General features: G+C 69.8%; 16 protein-coding genes. 5 read left to right on the forward strand and 11 right to left on the reverse strand.

The features are described from left to right. Window positions 1-146 precede the first annotated feature (146 nt). Together ACFV4K_RS28725 and ACFV4K_RS28730 are read left to right on the forward strand one after the other, a co-directional pair. The gene (locus tag ACFV4K_RS28725; protein ID WP_379279144.1) at window positions 147-2327 is read left to right on the forward strand and encodes a thiamine pyrophosphate-dependent enzyme; all 2181 of its coding nucleotides are present in this window, start codon (window positions 147-149) and stop codon (window positions 2325-2327) included. Between the two features lie 293 nt (window positions 2328-2620). Continuing rightward, the gene (locus ACFV4K_RS28730; protein ID WP_379279124.1) at window positions 2621-3562 is read left to right on the forward strand and encodes a M56 family metallopeptidase; all 942 of its coding nucleotides are present in this window, start codon (window positions 2621-2623) and stop codon (window positions 3560-3562) included. A 12-nt stretch (window positions 3563-3574) separates the two neighbouring features. Here ACFV4K_RS28730 and ACFV4K_RS28735 read toward each other — a convergent pair whose 3' ends face one another. From ACFV4K_RS28735 to ACFV4K_RS28755, 5 genes are all read right to left on the reverse strand, one after another. Beyond that, the gene (locus ACFV4K_RS28735; RefSeq protein ID WP_379279125.1) at window positions 3575-4897 is read right to left on the reverse strand and encodes an MFS transporter; all 1323 of its coding nucleotides are present in this window, start codon (window positions 4895-4897) and stop codon (window positions 3575-3577) included. Next, window positions 4894-6030, reverse strand: a complete 1137-nt coding sequence (locus tag ACFV4K_RS28740) for a PLP-dependent cysteine synthase family protein (RefSeq protein ID WP_379279127.1) — start codon at window positions 6028-6030, stop codon at window positions 4894-4896. The genes ACFV4K_RS28735 and ACFV4K_RS28740 overlap by 4 nt, the downstream gene beginning before the upstream one ends. Before the next feature lie 99 nt (window positions 6031-6129). Then, window positions 6130-6510 (reverse strand): hypothetical protein, encoded by a 381-nt coding sequence (locus ACFV4K_RS28745; protein ID WP_379279129.1) that lies wholly within the window; start codon window positions 6508-6510, stop codon window positions 6130-6132. A 283-nt stretch (window positions 6511-6793) separates the two neighbouring features. Then, window positions 6794-7165 carry a BlaI/MecI/CopY family transcriptional regulator gene (locus ACFV4K_RS28750; protein WP_379279130.1) on the reverse strand — a complete coding sequence of 124 codons (372 nt, stop codon included), beginning with the start codon at window positions 7163-7165 and terminating at the stop codon, window positions 6794-6796. A 124-nt stretch (window positions 7166-7289) separates the two neighbouring features. Then, window positions 7290-7652 carry an ACT domain-containing protein gene (locus tag ACFV4K_RS28755; protein ID WP_357083168.1) on the reverse strand — a complete coding sequence of 121 codons (363 nt, stop codon included), beginning with the start codon at window positions 7650-7652 and terminating at the stop codon, window positions 7290-7292. 118 nt (window positions 7653-7770) lie between these two features. On the opposite strand from ACFV4K_RS28755, the gene ACFV4K_RS28760 reads away from it, so the two are divergent. Further along, the gene (locus ACFV4K_RS28760; RefSeq protein WP_379279131.1) at window positions 7771-8595 is read left to right on the forward strand and encodes a TIGR02452 family protein; all 825 of its coding nucleotides are present in this window, start codon (window positions 7771-7773) and stop codon (window positions 8593-8595) included. A 146-nt stretch (window positions 8596-8741) separates the two neighbouring features. Here the strand turns inward: ACFV4K_RS28760 and ACFV4K_RS28765 are convergent, their stop codons facing one another. Next, window positions 8742-9518, reverse strand: coding sequence for an enoyl-CoA hydratase-related protein (locus ACFV4K_RS28765; RefSeq protein WP_379279133.1), 777 nt, complete (start codon window positions 9516-9518; stop codon window positions 8742-8744). Then, the gene (locus tag ACFV4K_RS28770) at window positions 9515-9730 is read right to left on the reverse strand and encodes a galactose oxidase-like domain-containing protein (RefSeq protein ID WP_379279135.1); all 216 of its coding nucleotides are present in this window, start codon (window positions 9728-9730) and stop codon (window positions 9515-9517) included. The genes ACFV4K_RS28765 and ACFV4K_RS28770 overlap by 4 nt, the downstream gene beginning before the upstream one ends. Window positions 9731-9881: 151 nt before the next feature. Between ACFV4K_RS28770 and ACFV4K_RS28775 the strand changes: the two genes are divergently transcribed. Continuing rightward, window positions 9882-10292 (forward strand): hypothetical protein, encoded by a 411-nt coding sequence (locus tag ACFV4K_RS28775; protein WP_379279136.1) that lies wholly within the window; start codon window positions 9882-9884, stop codon window positions 10290-10292. A gap of 650 nt (window positions 10293-10942) precedes the next feature. On the opposite strand, the gene kstD is transcribed toward ACFV4K_RS28775, so the two are convergent. Both kstD and ACFV4K_RS28785 read right to left on the reverse strand, forming a co-directional pair. Then, entirely contained in the window at window positions 10943-12622 is a 1680-nt protein-coding gene (kstD, locus tag ACFV4K_RS28780; protein WP_379279138.1) for a 3-oxosteroid 1-dehydrogenase, read from the reverse strand. A 55-nt stretch (window positions 12623-12677) separates the two neighbouring features. Continuing rightward, window positions 12678-13265, reverse strand: coding sequence for a TetR/AcrR family transcriptional regulator (locus ACFV4K_RS28785; RefSeq protein WP_379279140.1), 588 nt, complete (start codon window positions 13263-13265; stop codon window positions 12678-12680). Window positions 13266-13496: 231 nt separating this feature from the next. On the opposite strand from ACFV4K_RS28785, the gene ACFV4K_RS28790 reads away from it, so the two are divergent. Beyond that, the gene (locus ACFV4K_RS28790; protein WP_379279141.1) at window positions 13497-13796 is read left to right on the forward strand and encodes a hypothetical protein; all 300 of its coding nucleotides are present in this window, start codon (window positions 13497-13499) and stop codon (window positions 13794-13796) included. A gap of 27 nt (window positions 13797-13823) precedes the next feature. Here ACFV4K_RS28790 and ACFV4K_RS28795 read toward each other — a convergent pair whose 3' ends face one another. Beyond that, complete coding sequence (locus ACFV4K_RS28795) at window positions 13824-14357, reverse strand: GNAT family N-acetyltransferase (RefSeq protein ID WP_379279142.1); 534 nt, start codon at window positions 14355-14357, stop codon at window positions 13824-13826. Between the two features lie 348 nt (window positions 14358-14705). After that, the gene (locus tag ACFV4K_RS28800; RefSeq protein WP_379279146.1) at window positions 14706-15134 is read right to left on the reverse strand and encodes a nitroreductase/quinone reductase family protein; all 429 of its coding nucleotides are present in this window, start codon (window positions 15132-15134) and stop codon (window positions 14706-14708) included. Window positions 15135-15164 lie beyond the last annotated feature (30 nt).

Here is a 15164-nt window from a genome sequence, read left to right on the forward strand (position 1 = left end):
TCTCCACAAAATGGTCCCCGCCCGCGCCGATTCGCGGCAGGCTGGACGGACTGGCCGAGGGATCGGATGTTGCCGCGGGTAACGCCGTTCCACCTCTAACCTGATTTCCCGGCGTACGCGACATATGGGCCATATGGGAGGGCGTCATCAACGATCGCGAAGCGGCTCTGGATCAGTGGTTTCGCGCGGAGGTCGCCGCGGCGACGCCGGGACCGGCTCGCGCGCAGGGGAAATTGATCGGCGCCGCCGGGCTCACCGGTGAGCTCGCCCTGGCACTGTTCGACGCCCAGGCCACCTCCCGGCACCTGGATCTGGCCGCGCGGCGGCTGGGCCGCGACGGGCACGGCTACTACAGCATCGGATCGGCCGGGCACGAGGGCAACGTCGCGGTCGCGGCGGCGCTGCGGGTCACCGATCCGGCGCTGCTGCACTACCGCTCGGGCGCGTTCTTCGTGCACCGCACCTGGCAGGTACCGGGCCTGGACCCGATCCGCGACGTCCTGCTGGGCGTGACCGCGGCGGCCGCGGACCCGATTTCCGGTGGGCGGCACAAGGTTTTCGGCAGCAAGCCCGCCCACATCATCCCGCAGACCTCCACCATCGCCTCGCATCTGCCGCGCGCGGTCGGGCTGGCCTTCGCGCTGGGGCGCGCCGCGCAACTGGGGCTGCGCACCGAATGGCCCACGGACGCGGTGGTGGTGTGCAGTTTCGGCGACGCCTCGGCCAATCACTCGACCGCCGCCGGTGCGATCAATACCGCGATCCACACCGCCCATCAGGGCGTGCCCATGCCGATCCTGTTCGTGTGCGAGGACAACGGCCTGGGCATCAGCGTGCCCACCCCGCGCACCTGGATCGAGCAGGCCTACGGCTCGCGCCCCGGACTGGCGTATTTCGACGCCGACGGCGCGGACCTGCCCGCGGCGCTGGCGGCGGCGACCGCGGCCGCCGATCATGTTCGCGCCCAGCGCAAACCGGCCTTCCTGCGTCTGCGCACGGTGCGGCTGCTCGGCCACGCGGGCTCCGATGTCGAATCGGCCTACCGGCGTCCAGCCGAGATGGCCGCCGATCTGCGCCACGACCCGGTGGCCGCGACCGCCCGGCTGCTGGTCACCGCCGGGGTGGCAACCCCGGACGCGGTCCTGGCCCGCTACGACGAGATCGCCGAACAGGTCGCCAAGGCCGCCGACAGTGCCTGGCACGAACCGAAATTGGGCTCGGCCGCCGAGGTGCTGGCCCCGTTGGCCCCCGCGCATCCCTCGACGGTCCGCACCGACGCCCTGCGCAGCACCGAAGGCCCCGAGAACGAAGACCCGCTCACCCTGGCCCAGGCGGTGAATCAGACCCTGGCGCACCTGCTGGCTCGCGACCCGGACGTGCTGGTGTTCGGCGAGGACGTGGGCCGCAAGGGCGGGGTGTACGGCGTCACCAAGGGCTTGCAGCAACGTTTCGGCGTACGAAGAGTTTTCGACACTCTGCTCGACGAACAGAGCGTGCTGGGCACCGCGCTCGGCGCGGGCCTGGCCGGATTCGTGCCCATCCCGGAGATCCAGTACCTGGCCTATGTCCACAATGCCGAGGACCAGCTGCGCGGCGAGGCGGCGACCCTGTCGTTCTTCTCCGGCGGCCGCTATCGCAATCCGGTGGTGGTGCGCATCGCGGGCCTGGCGTATCAGAAGGGCTTCGGCGGCCACTTCCACAATGACAATTCCCTTGCCGCGCTGCGGGATATCCCCGGTCTGGTGCTGGCGGTGCCATCGCGTGCCGACGACGCCGCGGCCATGCTGCGCACGTGTGTGGCGGCGGCGCGGGTGGACGGCCGGGTGTGCGTGTTCGTGGAGCCGATCGCGCTCTATCACACCCGCGACCTGCATCTCGACGGCGACGGCGGCTGGCTGGCGCCGATTTCCGGTGTGCCCCATGCCGAGATCGGCCGGGCCCGGGTGCACGGCACGGGCACGCATCTGACCATCGTGAGTTTCGGCAACGGGGTACCGATGAGCCTGCGGGTGGCGCGGCGACTGGCCGAGCGCGACATCCACGCCCGGGTGCTGGACCTGCGCTGGCTGGCCCCGCTGCCGGTGGAGGATCTCCTCGACAATGCCCGCGCCACCGGGCGCGTGCTGATCGCCGACGAAACCCGCCGCAGCGGAGGCGTTTCCGAGGCGGTGTGCGCGGCGCTGCTCGACGCCGGATTCGAGGGCAGGCCGGCCCGGGTCACCAGTGCCGACAGTTTCGTGCCGCTGGGCCCGGCGGCATCGTCGGTGCTGCTGGACGAGGACGCGATCGAGGCGGCCGCACTGGGCCTGCTGGCCGCGCCCCGGTGACCACGGACGGCGCCGGGCCTGCTCGCTTGGAAGCCCGGCCCCGCCCGTGGTCGACGCCGGTTCCGGTCGGCGTCCCGGTGCCGTCGCAGGACGACACCCAGACCATCTACGTATCAACTACGTAGATACGTAATACCGTAGACGTGGGGTCGCACGCAAGGGGCAGGTGCCGACCCGCACACGATTCGCAAACTCGTGCGCGACAGTAAGGCTGTCCTCAGTTTTGCCCCCTACACTCGGGCGGATTCCACGGGAGGAGATCGGATGCGGGCCGCGCGATCGCGGGTGGGCCGATGAGTGTCGCTGTCTGTCTGTTGCTGTACGGGTTCGCGGTCGCGGTGCTCGCGCCCCGGGTGCTGCGGCGGATCAGCGCGTCGGGGGCCGCACCGCGCATCGCGGTCGCGGCGTGGGTGGCGGTGATGATCTCGACCCTGCTGGCCTGGACGGTGACGGTGACCATCATCGTGGTCGACATCGGCACCCATAAGATCTCGGTGCTACCGGCCCGCTTCCTCGACACCTGCCTGCTGCACCTGCATGACGCGGCGGTCGGCCACTACGGGCGGCACCTCCAGACGGGCCTGCTGGTCCTGTCCTTCTTCGCGGCGCTCGCGGGCCTCGTGGTGGCGTTGCGGCTCGCCACCACCCTGTGGCGATCACGCCGCAGCACCATCGAGCACGCGCGCATGGCCCGCCTGGCCGGACGCCACCACCCCGAACTGGACGCCGTGATCCTCGACGTCGATCATCCCGCCGCGTATTGCGTTGCGGGCAAACCCCATACGATCGTGGTCAGCCGCGGCGTACTCACCGCCCTCGACGACCACCACCTCGAAGCGGTGCTGTCCCACGAGCGCGCCCACCTGATCGGCCGCCACCACCTGCTGCTCACCCTGACCCGCGGCCTGGCCACCGTGCTGCCGCGGATCCAACTGTTCACCACCGGCGCGGCCGAGGTGGCGCGGCTGCTGGAAATGCTGGCCGACGACGCGGCCGCGCGCATTCACGGCCGCGACACGGTCCTGCAAGCACTGCTCACCATGGCCGCGCTGCCCGAGCAGTCCGACACCACCCACGCGGTGCTGCGCTCCCGCGTGCGGCGACTGTCCGAACCGGCCGGGCCGGCCCGCTCCCACTCGCGCGCCGCGGCCGTGGCCGCGACCCTGACCGCCATGCTGATCCCGGTGGCCGCGCTCATCGCGGCCGCCATCGGCATCGAGGTCTGTCTGACCTGACCGCGGGCGATATCAGCGCCGCGCCGGCAGCGGCTGGGTCGGGTAGTCGATCACCCGGCCGGGCGGGGGCATGCGATGCGACGGACGTCTGCGATGCCGGCCGCCGCGCGTGGGCTCGCGACCAGAACCGTCCAGCACCGCCAGCGCCACGGCCGCGATCGCGCCGATCACCACCAGTCCCAGCCAGACCGCCCACTCCGCGCCCGCGGCGTGCGCCGCGCCCAGCAGTGCGCCCGTGGCCAGGTTGCCGATCAGGATGCCGATGCCCACCACGGTGTTGTAGAAGCCGTAATGCGTGGCCACCAGCCGATTTCCCGACAGCGACACCACGGTGTCCATCTCGAACGGGAACACCGCCGCCGTCCCCACCGCCAGCACCGCCGCCGCCAGCAGCAGCGCGCCGAGCGCCACCGCGGCCCCGAAGATCCCGCCCGACGGCACGATCGCCAACGGCAGGAACGACACCGCCAGTAACGCCACCCCCACCACCAATCCGCGCCCGGTCCCCCACCGGCCGCGGAACCAGGCCGTAATGCGCAACTGGCCCGCGACCGCGACGACACCGGAGATCACGAACAACGCCGAGGTGACCGTCTGCGCCCGGTCCCCCGCCAGGAATTCCGCCTGCAACGGCAGCGCCAGATACACCTGGAACGACAGCACATACGAGCCGACCATGGCCACCGCGAACGCCACGAACCGGCGATTCGCCACCACCGTGCGCCAATCCTCGAGCACCGAGGTCCGCACCGCGGGCTCGGCCGCACGGCGCGCGGGCAACGCGAACAACTGCGCGACGGTGAGCGCCGCGAACACCACCGCCGCCGCGGCCGCCGTCACCCGGAAATCCAACGCCAGCAACGCCAATCCGACCAGCGGGCCCGCCAGGGTCCCGGCCTGATAGAAGACATTGAACACCGCGAACGCCTCCACCCGCCGCTCCCCCGCCTCGGCCGCGAGGTAGGCGCGCACCGCCGGATTGAACAGCGCGCCCGCGAAACCGGTCGCCGCCGAGGCGATGATCAGGCTCGGCAGATCCGAGGCGAACGCCAGCAGCGCGAAACCCCCGGTCCGCAACAGACATCCGGCCACGATCAGCGGCTTGTACCCCAGCCGATCCGCCAGCGTGCCGCCCACCAGGAACATGCCCTGCTGCGAGAAGTTGCGCACACCCAGCACCAAACCGACCGCCCACGCCGCCAAACCCAGGGGACCGGACAGGTATCCGGCCAGATAGGGCATGAGCATGTAGAAGCCGAGATTGATGCCGAACTGGTTGACCATGAGCAGCTGGGCCGCCCGGTCGAACCCGCGGAACTTCGCCACGACACTCACGACTGCCGCCCCGGGGTCGCATCACGCGGGTGGTCGGGTATGCGGGGGTCGATGACTGTCGTGCAGCGGGTCCAGCGTTCGACCTGCCGCTCGCGGGGATGGGCGATCACATCGGGACCCGCTGGTTGGCCCGCGTCCAGCAGACCGTGTGCGGCGCAATAGGAGTCGTTGTAGACGGTATCGAAGTAGCGGTGTGGACCGTCGGGGAAGACGGCGGCGATGCGGGCGCCCTCGGGATGGGTGCGGGCCGCCCACCCGGCCACCAGTGCCACCGCGCCAACGCTCCAGCCGCCGCTGGACAGGTAGCCCGAGGCCAGGGTGCGGCAGGCCCACACCGATTCGGCCGGTGCGACCCAATGGATTTCGGTGAACGCGGCATAGTCGACATTGCGCGGATGGATGCTCGAACCCAGCCCGCGCATAAGGCGGGGACCGGCCTGCTGGCCGAAGATGGTGGAGGCCACGGTGTCCACGCCGATCAGCGACAACGCGGGATTGGTGCGGCGCAGGGCGCGGGCGATGCCGGCGGAGTGCCCGCCGGTGCCGACCGCGCACACCAGCACGTCCACGCCGCCCAGCTGCTCGATCAGTTCCCGGGCCAGGGACTCATAGGCGTCCACATTGTCGGGATTGCTGTACTGGTCGGGGCACCACGAACCCGGCTCCGCCGCCAGCAGTTCGGCCACGCGATCGCGGCGCGCCTGCTGCCAGCCACCCTCGGGATGCGGGTCGCGCACCAGGTCCACCCGCGCGCCGTAGGCCGCGAGCAACTGGGCGACCATGGGTTCCAGCCCGGGATCGGTCACCACCGTCACCGGGTGCCCGTACACCAGCCCGGCCAGGGCCAGCCCCAGCCCCAGAGTGCCGCTGGAAGATTCGATAATTCGCGCGCCCGGCGCGAGCTCGCCGCGCTCGCGGGCGCGGCGCACCATGTGCAATGCGGGCCGGTCCTTCATACCGCCCGGATTGCGGCCTTCGAGTTTGGCCCAGAAGCCGCGCCCGGCGGGCGCGAAGGGCTCACCCACCCACAGCACGGGCGTATTGCCCACCAGGGCGCGCGGTTCGCGGGCCAGTACGGGCACGCCGGAACTGGTGGTGAGCATGTCGAATTCGTCGAGCAGACCTCGGTCCATGACTGTCGCTTTCGGTATCGGACCGCCCTATGCGGCGGAATGACGTGCATGGCAACGGACTCCGGCCGCGGGCGATGACCCCGGCCTGCCGCTGACCGATCAGCGTCGGGCGATACACAAGCGCGTCAGCAGTATTCGGCCGCCGACCGCACCTCCCGGCGGTCCGCGCACACCGTGGACGGCGGTGGCGACGCTTTGATTCGCCAGACCGACCTCGACCGCGATCCGCTCGGTGGTGAACTCCGGCGCGTGCTCCTCGCCGGGTGAGGCCGACCGGATGGCGTGTTCCACATGCGGGTCACAGTGAGCGGATTCGCCGCCCAGCGGCTCGTCGGAGACGCCGACGGTCTGAGCGTGACTCGCTCCGGGCGAATGGTCGGCGCCCGCCCCGGCAGCACAGTCGGTGATCGCGGCGACCAGTACCAGCACAGCGAACAGCAGTCCCCACAGGAACCGGCCCGAACCGCCGCCACGGCCCACGCCGCCACCTCCTGCCCGACTTCGACTGTTCCGCCGTCACTTTCACCGGTCGAGCGGTCATGGTCGCCGTACGAGGTCATCGCGACGGAACCCGATGGACACGCTCCCGAAACAATCTACTATCTACGTACGTAGTTCGTAGCAACCCGGTGACCGGGTTCACGCCCGCGGGGCGAACACGGAGCAAAAGACCACGACACGCATGGGGTTCGCGCCATCGGAACACCCGACACGCCGAACTAGCGCCGTGCCTACGACAGAAAGGGCCACCGGCCCCCGACGATCAGCGCTTGCCGCGCGTGAACTTCCGCAACGCCGCGCGCAGCCCGTCGGACTCCTCGGCGCTCATCTGCTCCACGAAATGCGCGAGCACCAACTCCGAACGGCCACCACTGCCCAGCGCCTCACGCATGAGCCGGGCGCTGTACTCCTCGCGACTGAGACTGGCCCAGTAGTGGTAGGCCTTGCCGACCCGCTCACGCTCCAGCCAGCCCTTGCGGTGCAGGTTGTCCATGGTGGACATGACGGTGGTGTACGCGATGTCGCGCTCGGCGGCCAGCTCGTCGAACAGCTCGCGAACCGTCGTCTTCCCGGGGCGATCCCAGATCCGTTCGATGATGACGGTTTCCAGATCCCCGAAGCCTCGTGCACTCACGTCCGACGTCTCCTCACCTCGGCGCGCCATTCGTACGTTCTACGTACGTAGACAGTAATATGGACTGCCCGCCCTCACAACATAAGGCGTTGTCCGGGCCCGCCCCGCCGCGTTCGAAGCAGTCTCACTCCGCCAGGCGGTGCCCCGCGTCCCGCAGTGCCGCCGACGCCTCCTCCAGCCGATGTGCCGGAACCAGGATGAGATCGGCGTGGAAGGTCGAGGCCACGAACACCGGGATCGACGAATCCGCCAGTGGCCCGATCAGCGCGGCCAGCGTGCCGGGCGAGTTCAGACTGCCAGCGTCGATACCGTAGAAGCCCTTCCAGGTCTCCCCCTCGGCCCACGCCGGCGCCTCCCGAATCACCGTGAGCCCCTCCGGCGCTCGCACGAGCGCGATCCACTCGTCGTCCTCCGGAAACGTCGAATTCGGCAGATGATCCACCGCGAACTGCGACGGGACGATCCGCAAACGCTGGGAGCCGGTCATGGCCACATCGTAGGCGGCGGGCCCGACAATCCCGTTACGCCCACCGCACCGACCAGTATTGGTGTTAGCGACTAAAATTCGGGTGACGGCTCCAGGGCCGGCCCGTAGAGTCGGCGAAATGACCACCAGCCCAAGACAAACCGCCACCGAGAACGAGCAGATCGCCGGTCTCGGCACCTACCGCACCAGCGACGGCACCCTCGTCGACATCAGCGCCCCGCTGACCGAGGCCCGCGCCCGGACCCTCTGCCACGAGCCCGAGGAAGACCTCTACACGCCGCTCACCGGACCATTCACCGGACGCCTCGAGGTCACCGGCGAAGGCAGCGTCCAAGCCGCGCGCCGGATCCACGCCGAAGCCGGAAAACGCTTGGCGGTGCTCAACTTCGCGTCCGCCCGCAACCCCGGCGGCGGCTACATTCGCGGCGCCCGCGCTCAGGAAGAGGATCTCTGCCGCAGCGCACTGCTCTATCGGTGCCTGCTCGAGACACCCCGCTACTACGAGGCCCACCGCGCCTCCGACGACCTCGGCTACAGCCATCGGGTCATCTACTCCCCCGAGGTGCCGGTCATCCGGGACGACCGCGGCGAACTCGACCCGCACCCGTTCACGACGTCCTTCCTGACCTCGCCCGCCCCGAATGCCGGTGCGCTCGCGGACCGTTCGGGCCACCCGGTCGACGTGCGCGGCCTCCTCACCGAACGCGCCACCCGCGTACTGGCCGTCGCCGCCCACCACGGAGTGCGCGAACTGGTGCTCGGCGCCTGGGGTTGCGGCGTGTTCCGCAATGACCCGAACGAAGTCGCCGAAGCCTTCGACCTCGCGCTGCGCGTCCACGGCGCCGCCTTCGAACGGGTCGTCTTCGCGGTCTGGGACCGCTCCCCCGTCTCGGCCAACCGCGCCGCGTTCGAAGCCCGATTCGGTTCGGCCGCATCCTCGTAGTCGCATGGTGCGGAACCCACGCCGGGTCTTGCGGCAGCCGCGACATCTACGCAATCCATGATCAGATTGCAATATCTACAGACTTGGATACTTGCGCTCTCGAATCAGTCGTGACGCGACCGGGCTCGATGGTCGGCCGGCTCCCGTCAATCGGGCCAGACGGGCGAACGCTTCTCCAGGAAAGCGGCCATTCCCTCACTCGCGCCGGGCAATTGGGAGGCGGCGGCCATGACTTCCCGCGCGAGCGTGTACGCGTCCGCCTCGGGGCGGTCGAGCTGCGCGTAGAGGGTGCGCTTGCCCAGGGCCTTGCTGGCACGACTCCCCCGCGTGGCCCGGCCGAGCAGGTCGGCGACTGCGGCGTCCAGGTCGGCGGCCGGGACCGCGTAATTGATCAAGCCCCAGTCGACGGCGGTGCGAGCATCGATCACATCGCCGGTCAGGGCCAGTTCCATCAAGCGCTTTCGGCCGATCGACCGGGCGACGGGAACGGCCGGGGTATGGCAGAACCAGCCGCCCTTGCCTCCGGGCAGGGCGAAGCCCGCGGAGTCGGCGGCGACGGCCAGATCGCAGGAGGCGACGAGCTGACAACCGGCCGCGGTGGCCAGGCCCTGCACCCGCGCGATCACCACCTGCGGGACCTCTTCGAGAGTGGTCATGACCTCCTGGCACAGCGTGAGCAGGTCGCGAACACCGAGCAGGTCGCGCGCGGCGACATCCGCGAAATCATGGCCCGCGCTGAATACGGGCCCGGCCGCGGCCAGCACGATGCCGGACGCGTCGGTCTCCCCCGCCGCCCGGAACGCCGCGAGCAGCTCGGACAGATGATCGGCGGACAACGCATTACGCCGATCGGGCCGATTCATGGTGATGGTGACGGTGTCACCATCGGTTTTGACGAGCAGGTACTCGTACTCCGCGGTCATGCTTCCACGGTAGTGCGGGCGGCCCCCGTTCGCGGCCACCCGAGCGAAGGCGCGGCCACCCCCGGTTGCGGCCATTGACCGACCGAGGGAACCCCGTCGGCGTCCACGACCGCCACGAGGTACCAGCCGGGTGGGGTCGGCGACGGCGTCGCCGCAGTCCTGATTGTCACGCGAGGACCAATCGGGCATGACAACGAATTGTCCTGCCACACAGCACATTATCGGTGTCACCCGCGGTATGCGGGAGCCGATGTCCAGATCTCGCCGATAGCCATTTGCGCCAGGTTACGGAAAACCCTCCCGGCGAATGGGAAACCCATTACCCTGCGAAACGCTCTCGTTTCACACACTGAGGATTTCACCATGAACAAGGCACTCTGGGCCAACGGCCTGGCGCTCACCGCCGCCGCCCTGCTCGCCGGCGCGGGCACCGCGGAGGCGTCGCTGGCCACCGTCATCGGCTCCGACTCCACCTTCAAGGTCGGCATCGACATTCAGCCCGGCGTCTATAAGACCACGACCGCGACCCAGCTGTGCGCCTGGGCGCGCCTGTCCTCGCTCGCGGGCGGCACCGGCGGCACCATCGAGGCGGGCGGCGCCGTCGGCGGCAAGGCCACGGTCGAGATCAAGTCCACCGACGTCGGCTTCTTCACCAGCGGCTGCGGCACCTGGACTCTGGACACCACCACCACCGTGTCCGGCTCCTCGAACTTCAGCACCGGCAGCATCGGCGGCTTCATCCCGACCGGATCCGCCTCGGGCTCGTCGCACTGATACGCGGAGGTGAGCCGCCCACCCGGTGGGGGCGGCTCACCGCACCCGGGTGACCTGAGCAGTCGCAGCAGGATTCCTCACAGCAGCAACAGCCCTCGCCACAACAGCAGCAACCCTCGCCGCAGCACACGCAGCCCTCGCAGCACGGCAGGCAGCAACCGCTCCGGCGACGCGGCGCGCGCCCGTAATAGCCGGGCCCCGGGCCGTATCCGCCGTAGCCCGGCGGCGGGCCCCACGGGTCCGGTCCGCGCCGACGCCAACGCGATTGCGGCGCCACGACGGCATGATTCGCGCACGCGGGCGCGGAGCCGCCGAAAGCCCGGGTCACTGAGCGACCCAATTCGTGTTTCAGCAGTTTGTGAATCAGCCGCGAATCGGTGAATTCCACTTCCGCCAGCGCCAATTCGATGCCCAATAAGGCATCGGCGCACAGCCGGTGCGCCTCGGCGACATCGGAACCCGTGGCCACCAGCGGATTCCATTTGCCGCGGGCCACGTCATCGGTCAGATTCTCGACCGAGTCGACGAGATGCGCGATGCGGCCGAACAATCGGCCCGCCTCGGTCAGGGCGGCCACATTGCCGGGGACCCCACGCCACCGCCGCCGTGCTCACGCTCGGCGGCGCGGCGCTGGCCTGACGCCGGAGTGACTACTTGCCCGCGGCGTGCAGGGCGGCGAGGTAGCCGTAGACGATGGCGGGGCCGATGGTCGCGCCGGGACCGGCGTAGGTGTGGCCCATGACGGGCGCGCCGGCATTGCCCGCCGCGTACAGGCCCTCGATCACCGAACCGTCCGCGCGCAGGACCCGGCCGTCGGTGTCGGCGCTCAGGCCGCCCTTGGTGCCGAGGTCGCCGGGGACCAGTGTGGCGGCGTAGTACGGGCCGGTCTCCAGCGCGCCGAGGTTCGGGTTCGGGCGGTTGCGCGGGTCACCGTAGTAGTTGTCGTAGGCGCTGTTGCCGCGACCGAAGTCGGGATCGGTTCCGGTGGCGGCGAATTCGTTGAATCGGGTCACCGTGGCGCGGAGGTTCTCGACCGGGATGCCGATCTTCTCGGCGAGTTCGGGGAGCGAGTCGGCACGGGTCAGCGCGCCCGACTTGAACCAGCGGCCCGGCAGCGCCTGCCGGGGCGGGACGCCCGCGAACTGGTAGCGGTTGCGGTAGCGCTGGTCGAAGATCAGCCAGGCGGGCAGGTTCTCGCCCGGGCCCGCGCCCTGGCCGTACTCGCCGCCGTACATCTCGTGCGTGGCCTCCACATAGGGCAGGCACTCGTTCATGAACCGCTCGCCGCGGTCGTTGACCACGATGCTGCCGGGCAGATTGCGTTCGGCCAGACAGAACCAGGGCAGGCGGGGCAGCGGGATGGACGGGCCCCACCACGCGTCGGCCATGAATTCGACGGCGCCACCGGCATTCTCGCCCGCGCGGATCCCGTCGCCGGTATTGGCCTTCGCGCCGACGGTCCAGTCGGTGCCGATGGGTTCGCGCTGGTACTGCTTGCGCATGGCCTCGTTGTGCTCGAAACCGCCGGTCGCGATGATCACGCCGCGGCGGGCGGTGAGCAGCAGTTCGCGGCCGTCGCGACGCACCACCGCGCCGGTGACCCGGCCGTCCTCGGTGCGCAGGTCGAGCAGCGGCGTCTCCAGCCACAGCGGGACGTTCGCCGCCAGCAGACCCGCGCGGAGCATGGCGCTGAGGGCCTGGCCGCGGGCGAGGACGCGGCGGCGCAGCACGGTCGCCGCCAGCCAGCGGCCCGCGACGCGAGCGCCGGTCAGCGGGCTGCGCGGGTTGCGCAGGCCCAGGTGCAGCTGCCGGAACTCGGCCTGGGTGATCACGACGTTCTTCGGGGCGCGCACGTAATCCGGTTCCAGGGTGGACAATTCGGCACCCAGACCGGTGGCGTTGTACGGCGCGGGCTCGACCGATCGGCCGTGCGAGCGGCCGCCGGGAGCCTCCGGGTAGTAGTCGGAATAGCCCGGCACCCACCGCATGCGCAGCGGCGAGTGCGCGGCGAGGAAGTCGAACGCCTCCGCGCCGCGGTCCAGGAAGGTGTCGATGCGTTCGGGCGGCACGCCCGGACCGATGATGTCCTTCAGATAGACCCGCGCGGCCTCGAGGTCATCGGCCGGAGCGGATCGTCGCAGTGCCGCGTTGCCCGGAATCCACACGCCGCCACCGGATCTCGCCGTCGATCCGCCCCAGTGGGCCGCCTTCTCGACGATCACCGTCGACAGCCCGTGCTTGGCGGCGGTCAGCGCCGCCGCCATCCCTGCCGCACCGGATCCCACCACGATCACATCGAAGTTCCGGCCGGTCGCCTTGTCGTCCTGCATTGTTCCTCACCCTGATTGTTCTGTTCGAAGCTGTTCACCGACACGCCGAGGCTTTTCAGCCGCGCCAGCGCTCCCCCGTCACGGCGTCGAGCGCGCCCTCGACGCACACCGCCAGCGACATCTCCGGATGCGCCGAATTCCGCAGCCACTGCAGATATCCGAACTCCGCCGCCGCCAGCATGAGATGCACCAGCAGGCCCGGCGTGCTGTCCTGACCCGCGTCCCGCCCCATCCGCTCCGCGACCAGCTCGACCAACCGAGTCCGATGTTCCGGGGTGATCAGCGCGACCCGTTCCAGCAGATGCGGCGCGGTCTGGAACGCCGCCCGCCACTGCTCCAGGTCCTGCGCGGCCAAGGTCGTGGACCGAGTCAGAATCGCCTGCGCCAGCGCCACATCCGCCGATTCCCCCGAGTCCCGCTCCTCCAGCAGCGCCACGATCCCGGCGCCACCTTCACGCACGGGGTCGAGCAGCAGGTCCTCCTTGCTGCGCACGTGCCGGAAGTACGTGCTCGCCGAAACCCCCGCCGCGGCCGCGATCTGCTCGGTCGTCACCTCCCCGAACCCCTTCTCCGCGAACAACTCGTACGCCGCCCGCTGAATCTCCCCGCGGATCTGCCGCCGCTGCCGTTCCCGCAATGACATCCGTGCCTCCTTCGCCTGACGACAGGATCTCCCTATATGACAGTCACTGTCAAGAGTGAAGTTGCAGTCATTCTGCACAGGCGGCGAGGAATCCGCAGTTCGCTATGACATTGCCGATTCCACATTGGAGTCTTCACCCGAACCGGATGAAGACGACCGATGCGCACATAATGATGAGTGGATGAAACATGCCCCTAGAGGAAGATCCTGCACACGGAAGGAAGCCACGCCATGAGCACCGAATCGCACGCCCCGCACGCCGGACACGAGCACGTCCACGGCGAAGGTTGCGGACATGTCGCCGTTCCACACGAAGGCCACACCGACTACGTGCACGACGGGCATCTGCACCGAGCCCACGGCGACCACTACGACGAGTGCGAACCGTCCGGCCACACCGCGCACGACGATCATGAACACGTCCACGGCGAGGGCTGCGGCCATGCCGCGGTGCCCCACGGCGACCACGTCGACTACATCCACGACGGGCACCGCCACGCGCCGCACGAAGGGCACTACGACGAGCACTGAGCGTCCCCGGCCGGGGACGCTCCGCGCCTACCGCCGGATCGGGATGTCGAGGTGGACGGTCTGGAAACGCCGGGCGGGATCGCGATGGTCGTGGACCACGGTGCCCAGCGACTTCCAGAACTCCAGCGCCCCTTCCACACTCGCGTCGGTGTGCAGGCACAGCCGCTCGTAGCCGGGCGTACTACGGACGAATTCGATGGCGTGCGTGACCAATTCGGCGGCAAGGCCGCACCGACGGTGCCCGGGATCGACATAGACTCGGAACAGCTGCGCGGTGCTGTGATCGGGGTACCGCGCGCTCAGCCAGGCCGGGTGCGGGTGCGGGGGCGTGGCCGGCCCGCGGGCGCGGATCGCGGTGGTGGCGACCACCTGCCGCTCGTGCACGGCCACCCAGAGCCGCTGCCGGGGATGGCAGAGGTAGGCGCGGGCCGGATCGATCACGTCGTCGTGATGGTCGGGCAGATATCCGTACCGGAGGTCGCGGTAGAAGGTGTCGAGCATGACGCGGCGGGCTCCGGGCACATCCGAGGACAGCGCCGCGCGGATCAGGTAGTCGCTCACCCGAGGGCCCCGATCTTGTTCGCGAGCACTTCCAGGCCTTCGACGGCGACCGGGCCGGGGCCGGTGTAGCCGAAGGGAATCGCGACGATGCGGTCGTTGCGAACGGCGTCGAGAGCGGCCAGTTCCGGGCGGGCGCGCAGTGCCCGGCGGACGGAATCGGGAGTCTGGTCGCCCTGGGTCAGCAGGATGAGGACCTGGGGGTTGCGGGCGATGAGGGTTTCGACGTGACCGGGCCCGCCGCGGTCCTCGCCGCCGCCCAGTACTTCACCACCATCAACTCGCCCGTACCCGGCAAATGACCTGGCGCCCCGGCCTCACCCGAGGCCGGGGCCGACCGGTCCACCGACCTCAGACGCGACGCAGCGCGAGCACCGGAATGGTCCGGATCCCAGCCGTTTTCTCCGCGTACTCCGCGAATCCCGGGTACCGCCGGGCCTGCTCGGCGAAGATCCGGTCGCGGTCCGCGCCGGTCACCTCGGTGACGACGACCGGGTAGGTCTCGGTGCCGATCTCGGCCACGGCCTTCCCGGCGGTGACCAGGTTGTAGTACCAGTCCGGATTTGTCGGCGCGCCCGCCTTGGATGCGAACACGTAGACCACGGCGGGGTCCTGCTCATCGGCCATGTACATGGTCGGAGTGACCAGCTCACGACCGCTCTTGCGCCCGCGATGGTGCATCAGGATCATCGGCGCGCCCTCGAACGGCCCGCCCACCCGGCCCTCATTGGCCCGGAACTCGTTGATGATGTTCGTATTCCAGTCGCTCATACCGGTCATTCTTCCGACAAGGGCCGGGCATCCGTGGGA

The organism is Nocardia sp. NPDC059764 (assembly GCF_042732555.1).
Lineage (GTDB): Bacteria > Actinomycetota > Actinomycetes > Mycobacteriales > Mycobacteriaceae > Nocardia.

What these genes read in the sequence shown, in the direction of transcription:
- ACFV4K_RS28755 (WP_357083168.1), bottom strand. Translation starts at nt 7,652, where the DNA reads ATGACCGGCTCCCAGCGTTTGCGGATCGTCCCGTCGCAGTTCGCGGTG.
- ACFV4K_RS28800 (WP_379279146.1), bottom strand. Translation starts at nt 15,134, where the DNA reads ATGACCGGTATGAGCGACTGGAATACGAACATCATCAACGAGTTCCGG.
- ACFV4K_RS28760 (WP_379279131.1), top strand. Translation starts at nt 7,771, where the DNA reads ATGACCACCAGCCCAAGACAAACCGCCACCGAGAACGAGCAGATCGCC.
- ACFV4K_RS28775 (WP_379279136.1), top strand. Translation starts at nt 9,882, where the DNA reads ATGAACAAGGCACTCTGGGCCAACGGCCTGGCGCTCACCGCCGCCGCC.
- kstD (WP_379279138.1), bottom strand. Translation starts at nt 12,622, where the DNA reads ATGCAGGACGACAAGGCGACCGGCCGGAACTTCGATGTGATCGTGGTG.
- ACFV4K_RS28765 (WP_379279133.1), bottom strand. Translation starts at nt 9,518, where the DNA reads ATGACCGCGGAGTACGAGTACCTGCTCGTCAAAACCGATGGTGACACC.
- ACFV4K_RS28790 (WP_379279141.1), top strand. Translation starts at nt 13,497, where the DNA reads ATGAGCACCGAATCGCACGCCCCGCACGCCGGACACGAGCACGTCCAC.
- ACFV4K_RS28730 (WP_379279124.1), top strand. Translation starts at nt 2,621, where the DNA reads ATGAGTGTCGCTGTCTGTCTGTTGCTGTACGGGTTCGCGGTCGCGGTG.
- ACFV4K_RS28785 (WP_379279140.1), bottom strand. Translation starts at nt 13,265, where the DNA reads ATGTCATTGCGGGAACGGCAGCGGCGGCAGATCCGCGGGGAGATTCAG.
- ACFV4K_RS28740 (WP_379279127.1), bottom strand. Translation starts at nt 6,030, where the DNA reads ATGGACCGAGGTCTGCTCGACGAATTCGACATGCTCACCACCAGTTCC.